The sequence below is a fragment of the Oceanicoccus sagamiensis genome (genome assembly GCF_002117105.1).
Lineage (GTDB): Bacteria > Pseudomonadota > Gammaproteobacteria > Pseudomonadales > Dasaniaceae > Oceanicoccus > Oceanicoccus sagamiensis.
Genome location: NZ_CP019343.1, coordinates 1855658 through 1874969 on the forward strand (window position 1 = coordinate 1855658; position 19312 = coordinate 1874969).

Annotated in this window: 18 protein-coding genes; 6 read left to right on the top strand and 12 right to left on the bottom strand. The window is 50.4% G+C overall.

Annotated features, from left to right (window positions below; translation table 11 throughout):
• Positions 1-34 precede the first annotated feature (34 nt).
• Positions 35-2116 (bottom strand): ATP-dependent DNA helicase RecG, encoded by a 2082-nt coding sequence (gene recG / locus BST96_RS08500; protein WP_085760500.1) that lies wholly within the window; start codon positions 2114-2116, stop codon positions 35-37.
• Positions 2117-2123: 7 nt separating this feature from the next.
• The gene (locus BST96_RS08505) at positions 2124-3050 is read right to left on the bottom strand and encodes a hydrogen peroxide-inducible genes activator (RefSeq protein ID WP_085758291.1); all 927 of its coding nucleotides are present in this window, start codon (positions 3048-3050) and stop codon (positions 2124-2126) included.
• A gap of 124 nt (positions 3051-3174) precedes the next feature.
• Here BST96_RS08505 and BST96_RS08510 point away from each other — a divergent pair, with 124 nt between their 5' ends.
• From BST96_RS08510 to BST96_RS08520, 3 genes are all read left to right on the top strand, one after another.
• Complete coding sequence (locus tag BST96_RS08510; protein ID WP_085758292.1) at positions 3175-4023, top strand: SDR family oxidoreductase; 849 nt, start codon at positions 3175-3177, stop codon at positions 4021-4023.
• Between the two features lie 84 nt (positions 4024-4107).
• Positions 4108-4920 carry a transporter substrate-binding domain-containing protein gene (locus BST96_RS08515; protein ID WP_085758293.1) on the top strand — a complete coding sequence of 271 codons (813 nt, stop codon included), beginning with the start codon at positions 4108-4110 and terminating at the stop codon, positions 4918-4920.
• A gap of 2 nt (positions 4921-4922) precedes the next feature.
• Positions 4923-5288: a hypothetical protein gene (locus BST96_RS08520; RefSeq protein ID WP_085758294.1), complete on the top strand. Its 366-nt coding sequence runs from the start codon at positions 4923-4925 to the stop codon at positions 5286-5288.
• Positions 5289-5466: 178 nt separating this feature from the next.
• Here BST96_RS08520 and BST96_RS08525 read toward each other — a convergent pair whose 3' ends face one another.
• The 5 genes from BST96_RS08525 to BST96_RS08545 form a co-directional block, all read right to left on the bottom strand.
• Positions 5467-5850 (bottom strand): RidA family protein, encoded by a 384-nt coding sequence (locus tag BST96_RS08525; RefSeq protein ID WP_085758295.1) that lies wholly within the window; start codon positions 5848-5850, stop codon positions 5467-5469.
• A gap of 41 nt (positions 5851-5891) precedes the next feature.
• Positions 5892-8063 (bottom strand): bifunctional GTP diphosphokinase/guanosine-3',5'-bis pyrophosphate 3'-pyrophosphohydrolase, encoded by a 2172-nt coding sequence (gene spoT / locus BST96_RS08530; protein WP_085758296.1) that lies wholly within the window; start codon positions 8061-8063, stop codon positions 5892-5894.
• 167 nt (positions 8064-8230) lie between these two features.
• On the bottom strand, positions 8231-8506 hold the full coding sequence (gene rpoZ / locus BST96_RS08535) for a DNA-directed RNA polymerase subunit omega (RefSeq protein WP_085758297.1): 276 nt from the start codon (positions 8504-8506) through the stop codon (positions 8231-8233).
• Between the two features lie 123 nt (positions 8507-8629).
• A complete protein-coding gene (gene gmk / locus BST96_RS08540) occupies positions 8630-9265 on the bottom strand; it encodes a guanylate kinase (protein WP_085758298.1) in 636 nt (211 codons plus the stop codon).
• A 51-nt stretch (positions 9266-9316) separates the two neighbouring features.
• Positions 9317-10186: a YicC/YloC family endoribonuclease gene (locus BST96_RS08545; protein ID WP_085760501.1), complete on the bottom strand. Its 870-nt coding sequence runs from the start codon at positions 10184-10186 to the stop codon at positions 9317-9319.
• Between the two features lie 125 nt (positions 10187-10311).
• Between BST96_RS08545 and rph the strand changes: the two genes are divergently transcribed.
• Complete coding sequence (rph, locus tag BST96_RS08550; RefSeq protein WP_085758299.1) at positions 10312-11031, top strand: ribonuclease PH; 720 nt, start codon at positions 10312-10314, stop codon at positions 11029-11031.
• 14 nt (positions 11032-11045) lie between these two features.
• Here rph and BST96_RS08555 read toward each other — a convergent pair whose 3' ends face one another.
• Positions 11046-11819 (bottom strand): exodeoxyribonuclease III, encoded by a 774-nt coding sequence (locus BST96_RS08555; protein WP_085758300.1) that lies wholly within the window; start codon positions 11817-11819, stop codon positions 11046-11048.
• A gap of 295 nt (positions 11820-12114) precedes the next feature.
• On the opposite strand from BST96_RS08555, the gene pyrE reads away from it, so the two are divergent.
• Complete coding sequence (pyrE, locus tag BST96_RS08560) at positions 12115-12756, top strand: orotate phosphoribosyltransferase (protein ID WP_085758301.1); 642 nt, start codon at positions 12115-12117, stop codon at positions 12754-12756.
• An 84-nt stretch (positions 12757-12840) separates the two neighbouring features.
• Positions 12841-13548 carry a hypothetical protein gene (locus tag BST96_RS08565; RefSeq protein ID WP_157117907.1) on the top strand — a complete coding sequence of 236 codons (708 nt, stop codon included), beginning with the start codon at positions 12841-12843 and terminating at the stop codon, positions 13546-13548.
• A gap of 72 nt (positions 13549-13620) precedes the next feature.
• On the opposite strand, the gene slmA is transcribed toward BST96_RS08565, so the two are convergent.
• The 4 genes from slmA to coaBC all read right to left on the bottom strand — a co-directional run bounded on the left by slmA (position 13621) and on the right by coaBC (position 19260).
• Positions 13621-14259, bottom strand: coding sequence for a nucleoid occlusion factor SlmA (gene slmA, locus BST96_RS08570; protein WP_085758303.1), 639 nt, complete (start codon positions 14257-14259; stop codon positions 13621-13623).
• Between the two features lie 223 nt (positions 14260-14482).
• Complete coding sequence (gene argB, locus BST96_RS08580) at positions 14483-15385, bottom strand: acetylglutamate kinase (protein ID WP_085758305.1); 903 nt, start codon at positions 15383-15385, stop codon at positions 14483-14485.
• Positions 15386-15417: 32 nt separating this feature from the next.
• Positions 15418-17751 carry a phosphomannomutase/phosphoglucomutase gene (locus BST96_RS21285; RefSeq protein WP_276206932.1) on the bottom strand — a complete coding sequence of 778 codons (2334 nt, stop codon included), beginning with the start codon at positions 17749-17751 and terminating at the stop codon, positions 15418-15420.
• Positions 17752-18051: 300 nt separating this feature from the next.
• Complete coding sequence (gene coaBC / locus BST96_RS08590; protein ID WP_085758306.1) at positions 18052-19260, bottom strand: bifunctional phosphopantothenoylcysteine decarboxylase/phosphopantothenate--cysteine ligase CoaBC; 1209 nt, start codon at positions 19258-19260, stop codon at positions 18052-18054.
• Positions 19261-19312: the final 52 nt, after the last annotated feature.

Genomic DNA, 19312 nt, shown 5'->3' on the forward strand with positions numbered 1-19312 from the left:
GTGGTATCTGGGAGGCTGGGGCTATCGGTCTTCTTTAGACCTGGGCGTATTGCTCGCCGTCCGCCAGCCAGCGCTGGATCAAGGGATCGACGGCATTGGGGTGCTGCTGGAGAAGCTGCTCGGCCACCACTTTAACCTGCTCCAGTAAGTGGCTGTCACGTTCCAGATCGGCAATGCGTAGCTGCATAAGCCCGGTTTGGCGGGTGCCTAACAGTTCGCCGGGGCCGCGCAGTTCCAGATCTTTTTCGGCAATCACAAAGCCATCGCTGCTTTGGCGCATAGTTTGTAAGCGTTGCTTGCCCTGCTGCCCCAGTGGGGATTGATACATCAGTACACAGTGGCTGGCGGTGCTGCCGCGTCCCACCCTGCCGCGCAGCTGATGCAGTTGGGCCAGTCCCAGTCGTTCAGCGTTTTCAATAATCATCAGGCTGGCGTTGGGGACATCGACGCCAACTTCAATCACCGTGGTAGCTACCAGTAAATCCAGCCCGTTTTCTTTAAAGGCCTGCATCACCGAGGCTTTTTCATCTGCCTTCATCCGGCCGTGGATCAAGCCTACATTCAATTCCGGTAATAGTGCTTGCAGATTTTCACAGGTATCCTCCGCGGCCTGAGCCTCCAGTGCTTCGGACTCTTCAATCAAGGTACAGACCCAGTAGGTCTGGCGGCCTTCGCTACAGGCATTGCGGACGCGTTCTACAATTTGCGCACGGCGGGCATTATCAATCACTACGGTGGTAACCGGCGTGCGGCCCGGTGGCAGCTCGTCAATCACTGAGGTATCCAAATCCGCGTAGGCACTCATGGCCAGAGTTCGGGGTATCGGGGTGGCAGTCATAATCAGTTGATGCGGGTGGCCGATGTCGGCGCTAGCTTTTTCTTTGAGCGCCAGTCGCTGGTGAACACCAAAGCGATGTTGCTCATCAATAATGGCCAGTCCCAATTTGGCAAACTGTACCTCGTCCTGGAATAAGGCGTGGGTACCAATCACAATATCCACCTGATGCTCCAGCATTGCCTCCAGCTGTTGTTTTCTCTGCTTGCCTTTAACCTTGCCGGTTAACCAGCCAATGGATAGGCCCAGCGGCTGCATCCAGTGGCCAAAATTAGTGAAGTGCTGCTCGGCGAGTATTTCAGTGGGTGCCATAATCGCCACTTGATAACCGCAGGCCACGGCCTTCAAGGCAGCCAGTGCGGCGACGACGGTTTTACCGGAACCCACATCTCCCTGCACCAGCCTCAGCATGGGTTTGCTTTGCTTCAGATCGTGATTAATCTCAGTGACAACACGCTGTTGTGCACCGGTCAGGGCAAAGCCCAGTTCCTGCAAAAACTCATCGCTTAATCGATCTTCACCAATAAAGGGTGGAGCACCGTGAGCGCGAGTTTGGCTGCGCAGTTTAAGCAGGCTCAGGTTGTGGGCTAATAATTCTTCAAAGGCCAGCCGCTGCTGGTAAGGGTGTTCGCCTTCTCGCAGCAGCCCAACCGGTGCATCGGTGGGTGGTCGGTGCAGGTAGAGCAGGGCCTGCTCCAGGCTCACAGCACTGCCATTAAGTTGCGGCGGTTGTGGCAGCCATTCCACCAGAGTATTGGGTTTTACCAAATTCAGTGCTTGCTGGCTTAACTTGCGCCAGCCCTGTTGGCTAAGGCCTTCGCTGCTGGGGTAAATAGGGGTCAAAGCTTCTTCCATCGGGGCTTGCTGACCGCTGACTAACGTGTACTCCGGGTGGTAGAGCTCAAGGCCACTACTCCCTCGGCGGGCTTCGCCAAAGCAGCGCAGGCGGGTGCCATTACTGAGGTTATTCTTTTGCGCGGCAGAAAAGTGGAAGAAGCGCAGGGTCACCGTGCCGGTGCCATCTTGTAAGCGACAGACCAGACTGCGACGACGGCCAAACACAATATCGGCGGCTTTAACTTCGCCCTCAATCACCGCATCGGCGCCCGCTTGCAATGCGCCAATAGGGGTAATGCGGGTTCTGTCCTGATAGCGCAGGGGCAAATGAAACAGTAAATCCTGAACGCTGCGAATGCTCAGGCCGGCCAGCTTTTCGGCCATTTTAGGGCCGACGCCTTTAAGCTGCTGGACGGGTATTTCATCGAGGGTTTGGTGGCTCAAAACAGCATTACCCACTAACCGCTTTGCCTAAGTGGCACTGACGAATGGCCTGGCTAAGGACATCGATGGCTTGATGGCGAGGGAAGCTGGCCCGCCAGGCCAAGGCTACCGTGCGTTTGGCGCTGTTGGTGGCAAAGGGCCGGGTTAGCAGCGCGCCATCACCATCTTGATGCAGTGGTGCAGCAGAGGCGGGCAGGATAGTGACGCCTAAACCGGAGGCCACCATATATTTGAGGGTTTCCAGAGAGCTGCCTTCCACCACCGATTGCAGCGGGTCGTTGCCGGCGGCAAAGTGTTTACGAAGGCCTGGGCAGGCTTCCAGCACTTGATCACGGAAACAGTGGCCTTCGCCTAGCAGCAAAACCTGTTCTTTTTCGAGCTGCTTGGCGGTAATGGTTTTACGTGTCGCCAATGGGTGGTCTTTGGCTAACAGGACAACAAAGTTTTCTTCATAGAGGCTTTGTGTGACCACATCGGGCTCATTAAAAGGCAGGGCGATTATAATGGCGTCCAGTTCCCCCTGACGCAGTTTCTCCCGCAATACCGCGGTGTAGTTTTCCTCGATATACAGCGGCATTTTGGCGGCTGACTGTTGCAGCTGAGGCACAAAGTGGGGGAATAAATAGGGGCCGATGGTAAAGATAGCGCCAATGGAGAGAGTGCTGCCCAGCGGGTCTTTGCCAAGGTTGGCCATTTCATTAATCACATTGGCTTGCTCCAGTACGGTCTGTGCCTGGGCAATAATCTGTTCGCCCAGAGGCGTGGCGCGGACCTGACTGCGGCTGCGCTCAAACAGGGCGACATCGAGTTCTTCTTCCAGCTTTTTGATGGCAACACTTAAGGTGGGCTGGCTGACAAAGCACTTTTCTGCCGCTTTACCGAAATGGGCGGTTTGATGCAGGGCGACAATATAGCGCAGTTCAGTTAATGTCATGGCGCTTATCCTAAGGTGAGAGCAATAGGCAGTAGATTAATATTTTCTATCGAAAGACGCTATTACTATCAGGGAGTTTATTGATAAAGTGGCGGCTATTGAGTGATGAGAGTGTAGATTGTCGATGACAAATACCCTGATTGTGGGCTGTGGTGATATTGGTATTCCGTTGGGGCAGGCGCTGGCCGCCGAAGGCCATAGGGTTTGGGGGCTGCGCCGCAGCGGACAATTACCTCAGCCTCTGGTTACGCTTAATGCGGATGTGACCGATATGGCTTCTTTGAGCTGTCTGGCGGCGCTAAACTTTGACTATATTGTGGTGACATTAACGCCGGGTGAATTCAGTGACCAGCGTTATCAGGCGGTCTATGTTACAGGCCTGACCAATATCATGGGTGCTTTAACAGCGCCCGCCGGGATTAAGCGGCTGTTTTTTATCTCCAGTACCAGTGTTTACCACCAGGGTGATAGCCAGTGGGTTGATGAGAGCAGTGCAACTGCGCCAACCACCTTTTCCGGTAAGCGCCTGTTAGAGGCTGAACAAGTCGTAGCCGCCAGCGGCATCCACTACAGTATTATTCGCTTTGCCGGTATTTATGGCCCTGGCCGGCGGCGCTTGATTGAGCAGGTGAAGGCGGGGCAGGGTTGTCCAGCATCCCCTCCGTTATATACCAATCGAATTCACCGGGATGATTGTGTCGGTTTTTTGGCCCACCTGATAATGATGGACCGTGCTGGGCAGCCGCTGGAAAATTGCTATATCGGTGTCGATAACGAACCGGTGACGATGTGGGATGTTAAAAACTGGCTGGCAGAACAACTGACTATCGACCCGGGTTCGCTGGATAATAGCGGCGTCACCCGGCGCAGCAGTAAACGCTGTAGCAATGCCCGTTTATTAGCGACAGGTTATAGGTTACGCTACAGCGGCTATCAGCGCGGTTATGGTGAATTACTCGCCGAAGAATCATAAATTGCTTGTTGCTGCGGGCAAAAAAGCCAATAATCTCTCCTAATGTAACAACCATGCAACAATGTCTACTATCAAGGAACAACTATGCACCATTTGATCAAAACATTGGTATTGCTGTCAGCAATGCTATTTTCCTTTACTGCCTTTGCGGCGGACCCTAAAAACTCCCAACGTGATTTCCAACAAATTCTCGACAGCGGAGAGCTGCGTATTGGTGTAGCGCTTTTTTCGCCCTGGGTGATGCGGGCAAAAGATGGCCAGCTGGTGGGCTCCGAGATTGATATGGCACGACGTTTGGCGGCGGATATGGGGATTAAGCCCGAGATCGGTTTGTATGAGTGGACGGCCCTAATCGACACGCTGGAAAAAGGCGAGATTGATATTATTATTTCGGGCATGGGCATTAAGCCTAACCGTGCTCTGCGGGTTAATTTTAGTCGCCCCTATGGCGATGCGGGTATTGGCCTTGCGGCCAATACCGAGTTGACCAAAGATTTCAAAAGCATTGATGATATGAAACGCTCCAGTATCAATATTGGTGTTCAGACGGATAGCGTATCGGCATCGGTGGCCCAGCGTATGTTTTCAAAAACCAATATCAAAACCTACCCAACCCAGGAAGGTTTGGTTGATGCGGTACTGAAAGGCGAGCTGCACGCTATGATTGCTGCCAACCCATTGCCCAGGTTTGTGGCATTACAACATCCTGAAAAAGTGGATATGCCTTTGGTGAAACCGCTATTGGCTTTTAAAGAAGGTATGGCCATCAATAAAGGCGATGCGGATTTTCTCAATTTTATTAATTCATGGGTTGTTGCCCGGACTGCTGATGCATGGATCCCTAGTACCAGACGTTACTGGCTCGAGAGTCTTGAATGGCAGGAGCAGGTGAAGTAATAATGAAGCCCTTAACAAGGAATAATTGTTCACTCTGCCGTTTTCAGCGTGGGGCTTTGGTGGTGCTATTGGCCATCAGCAGCGCCTATGCTGAAAAGCTGAGTGAAGAAGATTTACTGGAACAACAAGAATACCGTAGCGATTTGGAAGAAGTGGTGGTGGTAGGTGCTGAGCCGGAATGGCGTAAGAATATGGATAAGCAGGAAGAGTGGCGCCCCGACCGTTTTAAATTACCAGAGAACCCACCGTCCCGGTCACGCATGGAATGGTTTCCTGAATATACCAAGGATGAGCGGGATAATTATCAAGGTGTTCGGGATCGTACTGGTGAAAATCCGGAGTTTCAAATCTTTAAAATGAAATTTTAGTCCTGTTATTTATCTCTGCGCGTATTATTTGGGAAATATACTTAAGCCTGTGGGGGTGGATTGCAATCCACCCTACTGTGTTCGATGTTGTGGTTTGAAAGCGCTATTGGCTTAAAATGCCGATGCTAGATTATTGTTCTCAGACTCCATGATGCTTTCGTGGGAATGACACGATGGATTACAGCGATAAGATCACTTCCACTTCTATCGACGCTCCTTTTGGCAATGCCGCCACTTGAACGCAAGCTCTTGCGGGAAACGGCTGTTTAAAAACACCGGCCATCACTTCATTCACTTCGGCAAAGTCGCCGAGGTCAGTTAATGAAATATTCACTTTAACCGCATCATCCAGGCTGCCTCCCGCTGCTGCGGCCACCTCCGTCAGGTTGTTAAAGACTTGTTGGGCCTGAGCTTTGATATCGCCGGCGATCAACTCCATGGTCTCTGGGATTAATGGAATTTGCCCCGATAAATAAACGGTGTCGCCGACTTTAACGGCTTGTGAATAAGGGCCTATCGCTTGTGGTGCTTTGTTGGTAGCAATGATTTCTTTTTGGCTCACAATATAATCCTTCTAATTAAAACGGGGAGTAAGCGGGAGTATTAGTGTTTTGCGCGAGTGACTTTAACCACTTCTTTAACCCGGCGAAGATGTTTCATAATTCGCGCCAGATGAATGCGTGAATGGACACCGACGACCACATTAACACTGTTAAGTCTTGGGCCCTCTTCCTCGACATCAATTTTTTCAATATTGGCATCCAGACTATTTATTTTAGTGGCCAATACGGCGATGATACCGCGGCTTTTTTCCAGTTCAACTTTGAGTTCAACCGAGAATTCACCTTCTAAAGTATCATCCCAGCGTAAGGGTACCGAACGTTCCGGGTTGTTACGAAAATCCTGGCTGTTATGGCAGTTATCCGTATGAACAACAATGCCGCGCTCTGAACTGATAAAGCCGACAATAGGGTCGCCGGGTATGGGGTAGCAGCAGCGGGCAAAATTAACCTGGAAACCTTCACTACCACGAATAACCAGTGGCGAGTGGCCGGAGTGTTCCGGGTGACTGGTGTTGCCGTCTTCATCGGTTTCTGCCAGCAATTGGTGGGCGGTCAAAAACGAGACGCGATTGCCTAAACCAATATCTTCTAACACTTCGTTAAAGGTTTGCATGCCAGTATCGCTTAATAATAATTCTTTTTGTTGTTCACTAAGTTGATCGATGCTGGAGTTTAATTCTGCCAGTGCTTTATCCAGTAAGCGCCGCCCCAGTGCAACGGATTCATTGGTCAACTGGTTTTTCAAAAAGTGGCGGATATTGGTACGGGCCTTGCCGGTAACAACAAAGTTAAGCCAGGCGGGGTTAGGTTGCGCACCGGAAGAGGTAATAATTTCTATAGTCTGCCCGCTTTGAAGTTTTTCTGACAGTGGTGCCAAGCGGCGATTAATTCGGCTGGCAACACAGCTATTACCAACGTCGGTATGTACCGCATAGGCAAAGTCGACGGCGGTTGAACCCTGGGGCAGTTCCATAATTTTCCCCTTGGGAGAAAATACGTACACCTCATCGGGAAACAGGTCGATCTTAACGCTTTCAATAAATTCCAGTGAATCACCGGCGCGTTGTTGCATTTCAAGTAAACCCTGCAACCACTGTCTGGCGCGGGTGTGGCTACCGTTCAGTGGTTGGCCTTCGTTGGTTTTATATAACCAGTGGGCGGCGATACCATGGTTGGCCATCTCTTCCATTTCCTGGGTGCGGATTTGGATTTCGATAGGCACGCCGTGCATGCCAAATAAAACGGTATGCAGTGATTGATAGCCGTTGGACTTTGGAATGGCGATATAGTCTTTAAACTGACCGGGCACAGGTTTATATAAACTGTGGATACACCCTAACACCCGGTAACAGGTATCGACGCTGTCCACTACAATGCGGAAGGCATAAATATCCATAATTTCAGAAAAGGACTTTTTCTTGCCGCGCATTTTTTGGTAAATGCTGTACAGATGTTTTTCTCGGCCAACGACCGCGGCTTCATGGCCTTCACGCTCCAGACAGGCCTCAATCGATTCTTCAATTTGTTGAATAATTTCTGTGCGGTTACCCCGTGCCGCTTTGACGGCAGCTTGAATGCGGGTTGAACGCATGGGGTTTAACGTGGCAAAACCCAGGTCTTCAAATTCAACACGAATATTGTGCATGCCTAAGCGCTGGGCGATAGGGGCATACATATCGAGGGTTTCTTTGGCAATGCGCCGGCGCTTTTCCGGTTTCAGCACGCCGAGGGTACGCATATTATGTAAACGGTCAGCCAGCTTAACCAGAATAACGCGAATATCTTTGGCCATGGCCAGGGCCATTTTCTGGAAATTTTCTGCCTGTGCCTCCGCCCGTGTCTGGTCTTCCATCCTGGTGAGTTTGCTGACACCGTCTACCAGATCGGCAACGGCGTCACCAAATTGTTCTTCCAATGCGGCTTTGCTAATACTGGTATCTTCAATCACATCGTGCAGCATGGCCGCCATTAAGCTTTGGTGGTCCATATGCATATCGGCCAAAATACCCGCTACGGCCAATGGGTGGGTGACATAGGGTTCGCCACTGCGGCGGCGCTGACCTTCATGGGCCTGTTCCGCATAGTAGTAGGCGCGCTTGACCTGATTGACTTGTACCGGGGATAAATAGCTGTGCAAAGTACCACCGAGAGCATCGATGTTGTTCACTTCTTCGCGGCTGTCGCGTTGCTGAAAGAAGCTGTATTGCTGCATGTAGTGGTGTGCTCGCTATCTGGGTTGTCATGGCTGGGTTTGTTAAGGTTTTATACCACGACTTTTAGCTAGCGCAAAGGTTTGCGCCAAACGGCAGGCATAAAAAAGGCCGGGTGTGTTATTAACCCAGCCTCTTGCATACTGATGAGTACAACGTTGTCGATCTGTTAGAGCGAAGGGGGTACTTCAGTATTGACCGCCATATCCATATCCAGCACGATCTCTTCAGGTTCTTCTTCCTTCGGATTCATGATTTCAGCGGGGGTGATTACTTCGTCAGCAATTTCACGCAGTGCGATAACGGTAGGCTTATCAGATTCTTCAGCAACCAAAGGTTCTTTGCCGCCAGTAGCCAGGGCGCGGGCACGCTTGCTGGCAACCATAACAAGTTCAAAACGGTTATCAACTTTATCCAGACAATCTTCAACAGTAATACGGGCCATGGTGTGTCTCGTTTGCAGTGTGCATTTAGGTATTTTACGGGTTCAGGGCTAATGCGCTGAGCCGGTCAAAACGGCCGCGCATTGTATCAAACATAGTGTAGCAAAAACAATCAGCGGGCGAGATCAGCGTAAAAGGTCCTCTAATAGGGCCTGATACCGCTGTTTCTGGGGCTCTAAGGCCAGTCGGGCGCTACGGATTATGGCTTTTAGGTCGTCCAGAGCTGTATTAAAATCGTCATTAATGACCAGATAATCGCCCTGTTCATAGTGCGACATCTCGCTCACGGCCTCCGCCATACGCTTGTTGATCACCGTTTCATCGTCTTGCCCACGGTTGGTCAGGCGCTCCTTCAGGGTTGCTTTGGAGGGAGGCATAATGAAAATAGCAATGGTTTCGGGCATCTGGTGTTTGATTTGCAGGGCTCCCTGCCAGTCAATTTCCAGTATGACATCATCCCCTGCGTCCAGAGTTTGCTCTACCCAGGCCTGTGAGGTGCCGTAGTAATTGCCAAACACTTCGGCATGCTCGAGAAAGGCTTGCTCGGCCAACATAGATTGAAACTGTGTATGGGCTACAAAGTGGTAGTTCACCCCATCCTGTTCACCGGGGCGCATGGTTCTGGTGGTATGGGATACCGATACTCTGACCTGTTGGGTAGATTCTATCAGGGCGCTGACCAGGCTGGTTTTACCGGCGCCAGAAGGTGCAGAGATGGTGTAGAGCTTGCCTCTGGTGATATGTTCAGGGGTGGCTGACATTAGTTGGATTTTCCTCGATGCTGCGGTGTTGTTTTATCGTTATCGTGCCGCTTACTCAATATTCTGTATCTGTTCGCGCATTTGCTCAATCAGTACTTTGAGTTCAACAGCGGCTTGGGTGGTATCGGTAACAATGGATTTTGATGACAGGGTATTGGCCTCGCGATTTAATTCCTGCATCAGGAAATCGAGGCGTCGGCCGCAGGCACCACCCTTGGTCAGTACTCGCCTGACTTCTATCAAGTGGGCATCCAGTCGATCCAGTTCCTCATCGACATCGGCTTTTTGGGCCAGTATAACCATTTCCTGCTCCAGCCGGTCGGGATTAAGTTCGGCTTTTAATTCTTCCAGACGCTCTTGCAGTTTTTGTCGCTGGGCTTGCAGGATATCCGGTAACTGCTGTTTAACGGCGCCATTAATATGGCCAATGGTATCCAGTCGCTGCTCAATAAATTGCTTTAAGGCGGCCCCTTCACGTTCGCGGCTTTCCACCAGTTGCTCCAGAGTAACAACGAATAAAGCCAAGGCTTGTTCACAGAGTAGGTCACTGTCGGTTTCTGGCTCCGACATAATGCCGGGCCATTGCAGTAGTTGCAGTGGGTTAAGGGCGGCGGGGTCCCGGAGTTGCTGTTGCACGGTTTCACCAGCACTGATCAATTGCGCCAGCAGTTCTTTATTGACGCTGAGTTGGCCAGAGCTGCCGCCGGCCTGGAACTGAACTCGCAGGCTACACTCGACTTTGCCACGGCTTAGGCTTTTGCGCAGTTTCTCGCGCAGCTCATTCTCAAGTCGGCGCATGGATTCAGGCAGTTTAAAGCTGGGTTCCAGATAGCGGTGGTTGACTGAGCGAATTTCCCAGACCAGAGAACCCCAATCATGTTGAGAGGCCTGGCGGGCAAAAGAGGTCATGCTGCGAATCATAGTGGGTAATACCTGCGAACCAATAAAGGCGTTTATTCTAGCTTGATTGCGGCCCCGCGTCATAGCGTTCATGTGTATAATGCCCGCTCTTTTATCGCTAACCCTTTAGTATGTCAGGATTCAATATGAACAGACCCAGTGGCCGCAGTAATGATCAGCTTCGTGAAGTAACCATCACCCGAAACTTTACCTGTCATGCCGAAGGTTCCGTGCTGGTGACCTTTGGTAATACCAAGGTTATTTGTACCGCCTCCGTTGAAGCTGGCGTGCCGAGATTTTTAAGAGGGCAGGGGCAGGGCTGGATAACGGCGGAATACGGTATGTTACCGCGCTCTACGGGTAGTCGTATGGGGCGAGAGGCTGCCAGAGGCAAGCAGGGTGGCCGCACGGTAGAAATTCAGCGGCTTATTGGCCGCTCCTTAAGAGCCGCCGTTGATTTAACGGCGCTGGGTGAAAACTCTATCACGATTGATTGTGATGTTATTCAGGCTGACGGCGGTACTCGCACGGCTTCCATTACCGGTGCCTGTGTTGCTTTGGCGGATGCCATTAGCTATATGAATGCCGAGGGCATGATTGAAGGCAACCCCTTAAAACAGATGACAGCGGCGGTTTCCGTTGGTGTCTATGAGGGTGAAGCAGTATTGGACCTGGATTATCCCGAAGACTCGAATGCAGAGACGGATATGAATGTAATCATGACTGAAGCCGGTGGTTTTATTGAGGTTCAGGGCACCGCAGAAGGTGAGCCTTATAGCCGTGCAGAGCTTGATAGTATGCTGGCTTTGGCGGAGAAAGGGATTTACGAGTTAATTGATTTACAAAAAGCGGCGCTGGCTGTTTAGCGTGGTGGGTGGGACTACGACTGCATTTCGTAGTCGTAATCCATAATCAGCGGAGCGTGGCTGGAAAAGGTTTGGTTTTTATAAATCGCACCGTATTCAATCACCGGCCTTAGCCCTTCAGAAACAATTTGATGATCGGTTCGCCAGCCGTTTTTGCTGCGATCGCCATCAGGCCACCAGGTAAATTCATCACTATCGGTATTGATCTCGCGGAAGGCATCCGCATATCCCAGTTCATGGAATAGCTGGTCCATCCATTGCTGCTCTTCGGGTAAAGCACCGGACATATCACGGTTTAGCTGAATATCCTGAATATCCGCTTGGGAGTGGGTCATATTCCAATTGCCACAGATAACAAACTCACGGCGTTTATTGCGTACTTTGTTTAAATGGTTTTGAAATAATTCAAAGAACTGCTTTTTATGCGCCTTAGCGGCATCGTCAGCTTTATAGGCGCTGGGTGCGAGCAGGCAACCAATACTGATTTCCTGGAAATCCGCCTGAATATAACGTCCTTCCATATCGTAATCCACAAAGCCTAAACCGGTCATAATGGCCTTGGGCATTTCCTTGCAGTAAATAGCAACACCGTTAGAGTCTTTTTCCACCGCATCAAAGAAATACGGGTTATAACCCTGTGGCCAGAAGGTATCTGCCTGCAGGTCATATTCCTGGGCTTTGAGGTTTTGAATGCAGATAAAGTCGGCATCCTGGTCCAATACCCACTCATAGAAGCCCTCTTTGGCTGCTTCTCGAATACCGTCTGCGCAAAAACTAATGATTCTCATGGTCGCCTCATTACTGTGGACAGCGTATGATACCGAGCTTACAAAGCGAATAGTAAGCAAGCCCTATTGAAAGCTATAACGATGCTCTGATATCTGATAAAGCAGAGTTTGGTGTTATTCACTAGCTACTGGGGGGTATCGATGCCAAGACGCTGTTTTGCTATGATTTTTGTAACAGCATGGCCGCTAATAGAACAAGTTTAGAAACTCCTTGCTAGTAAAGCCAGCAAATTTTTCTTTTTCATACTGTTTAGCCGCTAATAATTTGATGTGTTTAACCGATTAGAGAGCCACAATGTACCCTTATCAACAACAGTTTATTGAATTGGCGATTGCTAAAAGCGCCTTAAATTTTGGTGAGTTCACCTTAAAATCCGGCCGTGTCAGCCCGTATTTTTTTAATGCCGGCTTGTTTTCCAGCGGTGCTGCCCTGGCACAGTTGGGGCGTTGTTATGCCAATGCAATTGTGGAGTCAGGGGTTGAGTTTGATGTGTTGTTTGGGCCCGCTTATAAGGGTATTCCCCTGGCTGCGGCTACCGCCACTGCCCTGGCCGACCACTTTGATCGCGATGTGCCTTACGCCTATAACCGCAAAGAAGCTAAAGCTCACGGTGAGGGCGGAACCATTGTGGGCGCACCTTTGGAAGGTAAAATCCTGATTATCGATGATGTGATTACCGCCGGTACTGCTGTGCGCGAGGTAATGGGTATTATTGCCGATAATGGCGCAGAGCCCGCCGGCGTGGTGATTGGTTTAAATCGTCAGGAACGTGGTAAAGGCGAACTTTCAGCTATTCAGGAAGTCGAACGCGATTACAGCATTCCCGTTATTAACATTGTAGATTTAGGTCAAATTATTGATTATTTGGCTGATCAGCCGGGCCAAAGTGAGAATGTGGTCAAAATTCAGGCTTATCGCGAACAATATGGCGTGTAAACATTCTATACTTGAGGTATTACACGTGTACCTCGATAAAAACAGGGATAATAATTACGCATGTTATTAAACATGGTTGCAATAATGGTTGTAGTGACGCAAATCCAACGTTTGCTGCGCCACTTTTCGGTCTTTACGGTGGCGGCTGTTTTCTTGCTATCTTCCAGTTCCCTGGTGCAGGGGGCTGACCAGCTTTATCGATATATTAATGATAAAGGGGTTCCAGTTATCAATGATAATATCCCGCCGGAGTTTGTGGCCGGTGGTTACGATATTATTCGGCCCGATGGCTCGTTGCTACGCAGTGTCCCCCGCCAGTTGAGCGAGGAAGAATTGCAATTGCGTAATACTGAGGAGTCCCGGGCAAGGTTCCAGGAAGAGGAAGACGCACGTTTGCGGGCCTGGGATGAGTCATTGATGCTGCGTTACAGTGATCTGGATGATATCGAAGCGGCTCAGAGCCGGACTATGCGTGACCTGAAAATCCGGATCAGTATTCTGAAAAGCAATCTGGTGACGATCAAATCCCAAATTGAACGAGAGCAGCAGAAAGCGGCGGATATTGAGCGCCGCGGCGGCACCGTGCCTGAAGATTTAAGTAAGAATATCAACACCTTGAGATTAGAAATTGAAGATACCGAGCAGTCTATTGTGGTGCGTAATGTCGAGATTGAGTCAGTAAAAGCCTCCTATCAGCGTGATATGGATCGCTTTAAGACGCTTATCGAGCGTGTTGAAATGCGCCGTATACAGTCGCAGCCTGCCAAAAGCAATCGGCCAACGTATTACTAGTCAGTTAGTAAGGGCTGTGTGGATGAGGTTGGTTAAGAGCTAAAGAGGGAAAGGGCTGAGAGCTGCGAGTCGTTAGCCGTTTTGGTAACTGGCTTGAGCCATGGGGGTTGAAGAGCCAGCAGCTGTTTCTTTAAAAAATCCATTCATTAATACCGGCCATTGATCCTGCCAGTTTTCGGTAGGCTTGCGCTTAAACTCACTGCGCACAAATTGGCAGATTCGCCCTTCTATGGTTGCCAGGAGTAAATTGGCTGCGATATTCATCGGCATGGTTGGGCGAATACCTTCCTGAATTTCTGCTTCCCTTAGGGTTTGTTTTAGCTGGGTTTCAAAGCGGTCAAAAAATTGAACAACTCTGGCTCGCAGGCGTTCGGTTTCACCGGCTAATGCATCACCCGTAAGTATTCGAGTAATGCCAGGGTTGCGCTCAGTGAAGGCCAGCAACAGGCCCAGTATTTTTTCCAGTTTAACCATGGCTTGATCTTCTTCTTTGAGAATCATATTCACCCGAGTGAAGATAGTTTCCTCAATAAACTCGATCAAACCTTCAAACATTTTAGACTTGCTGGGGAAGTGCCGATAAAGTGCTGCCTCTGAAACGCCTACCTCTTTAGCAAGACGAGCGGTGGTGATTCGTTCACCTGGACTGACTTCCAACATATGGGCCAGTGCCTGGAGAATCTGCTGTCGGCGGGACACTTTTTTCGTCATGAGTATCTTGTGCTTGGAACTGAGTACCGAGTTGGTTTCTCATTTCCTGTTGGTTGTTTTTGTAATGATCGTCAATCCTATCGATTACCGACTAAAGCTGCAATCAAAAACAACAAAAGAAGTGGTTTTTCTGGCGATTTTTTTTCAAACAAAAACGCAAAAAATTTCACGGTTGGAATATTTTTTGCGTTTTTTCCAGGGCATTTTTTTCCGTTATTCAGGCCTATAGGCTGCGATTTGTGATCAGTGTGCCCACACCTTCATCGGTAAAGATTTCCAATAAAACGGCATGGGGAACTCGGCCATCGATAATATGAGAGCTGGTTACACCGGCTTTGACCGCATCCTGAGCGCAACGTATTTTGGGCAGCATGCCACCATAGATAGTGCCATCAGCAATTAAATCATCTACCTGTTGGGTGCTCATGCCGGTGAGCACTTCACCTTGCTTATCCAGCAGACCGGCAACATTGGTTAATAGCATCAGCTTTTCAGCCATTAAGACTTCGGCTATTTTCCCGGCGACCAGATCGGCATTGATATTGTAAGAGCTGCCATCACTGCCCACACCAATCGGGGCAATAACCGGGATAAAGTTGCTGTTGACCAGCATATCGAGAACGCTGGTATCAATGGATTCGACTTCGCCCACATGGCCAATATCGATGATTTCAGGGGCAGTCATTTCCGGGGTTTGCTGGCTGACCTGCATTTTTTTAGCGCGAATTAAATCGCCGTCCTTGCCGGTAATACCGACGGCTTTACCGCCGTTATGATTGAGCAGGTTGACAATCTCCTTGTTGACGCTGCCACCCAGCACCATTTCAACCACATCCATGGTTTTGCTATCAGTGACTCGCATACCGTCGACAAAGCGGGACTCAATATTAAGTTGTTCCAACAAGGTGCCTATTTGTGGCCCACCACCATGGACCACAATGGGGTTCATACCCACCAGTTTCATCAGCACAATATCCCGCGCAAACTGCTCTTTAAGGTGGTCATCGGTCATGGCGTTGCCGCCAAATTTCACCACAATGGTTTTATTGGTGAAACGTTGTATATAAGGCAGCGCCTCAGTGAGTACGTTAGCGACATTGCCAGCGGCATCGCGGCTTAGGGACATGTGTGTTCCTTAAATGTGATCGAAAAGTGGTATTAGAAACCAAACTGAAGGCTATTATCAATGCCAGCCAGTTGATCTTTAAATTGGGATTGTATTCTGGCCATTGCCTCGTCGGTATCGGCTTCAAAGCGAAGAATCAACATCGGCGTGGTGTTTGAGGCCCTGACCAGGCCCCAGCCATCGGGGAAGTCTACGCGCAAACCATCCAGTGTGGAAATCTTGCCGTCTTCAAACTGAGCCGTGCTGACCAACTGCTCAATAATCACAAACTTTTGCGACTCGGTGGTTTCAACTTTTAGCTCCGGAGAGCCGATGCTTTCCGGAAAGGCTTCCAGTTGCAGGTCCAGGTCCGGGTCGGTGGTGCTAAGAATTTCTATCAGTCTGGCCGCGGCGTACATCCCGTCATCAAAACCGAACCAGCGCTCTTTAAAGAAGATATGGCCGCTAAATTCGCCACCCAATAGGGCGCCGGTTTCAGCCATCTTTTCTTTCATAAAGGAGTGGCCGGTTTTCCACATAATGGGGCGGCCACCGTAGTTGCTAATTAGGGTGTTGAGGTTGCGTGTGCATTTAACATCAAACAGGACGTCGGCACCGGGGTTACGAGATACCACATCCTGGGCCAATAACATCAACAGGCGGTCGGCTGGTACTGACTTGCCTGAGGCGGTCACCACGCCCAGGCGGTCACCATCGCCATCAAAGGCAATGCCCAGGTCAGCTTGTTGCTCGTGTACGTGTTTTTTTAAATCCACGAGGTTGGCTTCAACGGTGGGGTCCGGGTGGTGGTTCGGGAAGTCGCCATCGACTTCGCAATAGAGAGGGATTACCTCGCAGCCCAGTTCTTCAAACAGCTGCGGTGCAATGGCACCTGCCACACCGTTACCGGCATCCAGGACGATTTTTAGGGGCTGGGCAATAGCGACATCATTGATAATGTAATCAATATAACTTTGCTCAATATCCTGCGCCTGATACTGGCCCCTGCCGCCGGCCAGGGTGTTAGTGTTAATGCGCTCTTTCAGTGAGCTAATGGCAGCTCCAGAGAGGGCCTTGCCGCCAATAACAATCTTGATGCCGTTATATTCTGAAGGGTTGTGGCTGCCGGTAATCATAACCCCGCTCTGGGTGCCCAGTTGGTGGGTTGCAAAATACATCAGCGGGGTGGGCTGGGTGCCGATATCGATAACATCCCGGCCACTGGCGGTTAGGCCCTTCACTAAAGCATCGCGAATTCTGGGTGAGCTGTGGCGGCCGTCGGCGGCAACAATCACGCTTTGCTGGCCCTGATCCAGAGCTTCACTACCTACCGCCAAGCCTATGGCATAAACTACTTCGTCGGTCAGCTCGGAATCGGCCAGACCGCGAATATCATAGGCGCGAAAGATAGCCTCTGGCAGGTGGTCGGGAAGGGATAAACCGTCCTCGTCCTCCTCGATTTCATCCAGCACTAATAGGGACTCTTCTTCCGGCGGCGCTGCCTTTGCGGGCTCTGGGCTGGGCGGCGGCGGGGGCTCTGGGCTCTGGCTGAGCTTTTCTTTGAGTTGCTCTGCCGCTTGATTAAACCCGGGTAGATTAAAGTCAGGCAGCGTTTTAGTTTTGGCTTTAAGCAATCGCTCTAAATTCTCTGCCAGCGCTTTCTGCAAGGTGATGACGGCATTGGCGGCGGCCACCAGCGTGGCGAGTAAGGCCACTCCCATAATCAGCCAGAGGCTATTGGCACTGTGGCCACTTTTGGCAACCAGCTCCGCGGACGGTGTAAAGTTAAGCTGCCATTGGGAAACGGAAGCTTCTGCGGTGACCAGAAAATCATTATTGCCGGAGATCCCGGTAGAGGTAATCAGGTGGCGCTTGTTTTTAAATTGCTGAATTAACTGGGTCTGCCCCAGACTATTATCCAGTTGGCCAAACAGTGTCCGTAAGTACTGCTCATCCAGGGTGATTAGAATAGCGGCGCTGGCATATTTCTTATCGGTATCTTTAACCGGTTCAGCCAAAGAAAATAACCATTTGCCTTCAAATTTGTAGGCCTCAGGTTCGACGTTATTGCCGTTGCTGACATGGCGTAATAAATCCAGTTCGATATTGTTGCGCAGCTTACGGCTCTCTTTATTGAGCGAGGCAATACCCAGTGGTCCCAGCTCAATCAGTTTGACGCTGACTGCCTCGGGAAAGGCTCTGCTCAGTTCTTCACGGTAGCGAGTGATGCTGTTTTTATCCTGTTGCTCCAGTGCGTCCAGCAGGTTTTCCGACAGGGCAATATTGGATAACCGTAGCCTAAGCTGAGTCAGGGCCTGGTCCAGCAGGGAGACCTGACTATCGGCCAGGCTTTGGGCTTGGGCCACAATGCTGGTATTGCTTATCATGGGGCGTTCAACCAGGGCGATATAGCTAAACCCCCGGCGATCATTATAACGCTGAGGACCGCGCTGCTAATAAGCGTGCTGAGTAATTTATTCTGTGGCTTGCTGCTAGCGTCACTTGCCGATTGGTTACTGCTTTTTTTCTTCTTAGCCATTACTTACGCGGATGCTCGATAAAGTTAGGTTCTGTGGGGTTACAGATGGGGAGAATAAGCAAGCCCTTGAACGATTAGCTTAGTTTAGTATTTTCTGGCCGATTTGCTGGAAAATCCGCCTAAAATCCCCAGCGATGGCGTTGTTTTGTTAAGTTGCTCGGCTATTTTTATACTTTTCTGCGATTTCTGATAATAAACAACGACTTAATTGCTGCTTTGAAGCCAGAGCCATGGCTTTTTCGCCTCCATTCCAGATCACCGTAACGGCGTTGTTATCGCTATTAAAACCAATCTCGCTATCAGAGACATCATTGGCAATAATCAGGTCCAGCTTCTTTTTAGCCAGTTTGCCTTTGGCATAGCTAATCACATCTTGGGTTTCAGCGGCAAAGCCAATGGTAAAGGGGCGCTGCGGGTGGCTGGCGACTGCGGCGATTATATCCGGGTTGCGCACCAGCTCAATCGACATCGAGTCCGCCGACTTTTTAATTTTCTGCTCAACAATCTGGGCGGGGCGATAATCGGCAACAGCGGCTGCGCCGATAAACATATCGCAATTGGCCAGACTATCCATTGCAGCTTGGTGCATTTGTTCGGCACTGTCTACATCAATACGTTTTACTCTCTCCGGGCTTACCAGAGCGACGGGGCCAGCAATTAAGGTGACCGAGGCGCCTGCCTCAACGGCGGCTTGAGCCAGGGCAAAGCCCATCTTGCCGGAGCTATGGTTACTGATATAGCGCACTGGGTCGATCGCTTCACGGGTGGGGCCTGCGGTAATTACCACATTAACGCCATCCAGCGCATTAGACTGAAACTGCTCGGCGGTCATCTCGGCTAAAGTGTCGGCCTCCAGCATGCGCCCGGGACCTATATCACCACAGGCCTGAGAGCCATCACCGGGGCCAAAAATAGCGACAGGCTTGTTAATCAGTGTTGCCAGATTGGCCTGAGTGGCAGCGTCGCGCCACATGGCCTGATTCATGGCTGGGGCAATGGCAATACCGGCATCGGTGGCCAAACAGACGGTGGTGAGTAGGTCATCGGCCTGACCGGTTGCCAGTCTGGCCATAAAGTCAGCGCTGGCGGGGGCGACTAATACCAAATCGGCCCAGCGAGCCAATTCGATATGGCCCATAGCGGCTTCGGCCTCAGTATCCAATAAATCACAGTGTACCGGGTTGCCAGACAGGGCCTGTAAGGTCAGTGGGGTAATAAATTCCTGGGCAGCCTTCGTCATTACGACCCGGACTTCAGCACCAAAATCCTGTAGGCGGCGGATCAATTCAGCGGCTTTATAGGCAGCAATGCCCCCGGTAACACCTAGCAAAATCTGTTTGTTGTTAAGCTGTTGCATATTTTTGTCTGTGGACTCTCGGCAAATCAGGACGGAGATTGTAAGATATGTG

Excerpts from the sequence above, each read along its gene's own strand:
- BST96_RS08505 (WP_085758291.1), bottom strand. The coding sequence starts at position 3,050 with ATGACATTAACTGAACTGCGCTATATTGTCGCCCTGCATCAAACCGCC.
- BST96_RS08510 (WP_085758292.1), top strand. The coding sequence starts at position 3,175 with ATGACAAATACCCTGATTGTGGGCTGTGGTGATATTGGTATTCCGTTG.
- BST96_RS08515 (WP_085758293.1), top strand. The coding sequence starts at position 4,108 with ATGCACCATTTGATCAAAACATTGGTATTGCTGTCAGCAATGCTATTT.
- BST96_RS08520 (WP_085758294.1), top strand. The coding sequence starts at position 4,923 with ATGAAGCCCTTAACAAGGAATAATTGTTCACTCTGCCGTTTTCAGCGT.
- spoT (WP_085758296.1), bottom strand. The coding sequence starts at position 8,063 with ATGCAGCAATACAGCTTCTTTCAGCAACGCGACAGCCGCGAAGAAGTG.
- rpoZ (WP_085758297.1), bottom strand. The coding sequence starts at position 8,506 with ATGGCCCGTATTACTGTTGAAGATTGTCTGGATAAAGTTGATAACCGT.
- gmk (WP_085758298.1), bottom strand. The coding sequence starts at position 9,265 with ATGTCAGCCACCCCTGAACATATCACCAGAGGCAAGCTCTACACCATC.
- BST96_RS08545 (WP_085760501.1), bottom strand. The coding sequence starts at position 10,186 with ATGATTCGCAGCATGACCTCTTTTGCCCGCCAGGCCTCTCAACATGAT.
- rph (WP_085758299.1), top strand. The coding sequence starts at position 10,312 with ATGAACAGACCCAGTGGCCGCAGTAATGATCAGCTTCGTGAAGTAACC.
- BST96_RS08555 (WP_085758300.1), bottom strand. The coding sequence starts at position 11,819 with ATGAGAATCATTAGTTTTTGCGCAGACGGTATTCGAGAAGCAGCCAAA.
- pyrE (WP_085758301.1), top strand. The coding sequence starts at position 12,115 with ATGTACCCTTATCAACAACAGTTTATTGAATTGGCGATTGCTAAAAGC.
- BST96_RS08565 (WP_157117907.1), top strand. The coding sequence starts at position 12,841 with ATGGTTGTAGTGACGCAAATCCAACGTTTGCTGCGCCACTTTTCGGTC.
- slmA (WP_085758303.1), bottom strand. The coding sequence starts at position 14,259 with ATGACGAAAAAAGTGTCCCGCCGACAGCAGATTCTCCAGGCACTGGCC.
- argB (WP_085758305.1), bottom strand. The coding sequence starts at position 15,385 with ATGTCCCTAAGCCGCGATGCCGCTGGCAATGTCGCTAACGTACTCACT.
- BST96_RS21285 (WP_276206932.1), bottom strand. The coding sequence starts at position 17,751 with ATGATAAGCAATACCAGCATTGTGGCCCAAGCCCAAAGCCTGGCCGAT.
- coaBC (WP_085758306.1), bottom strand. The coding sequence starts at position 19,260 with ATGCAACAGCTTAACAACAAACAGATTTTGCTAGGTGTTACCGGGGGC.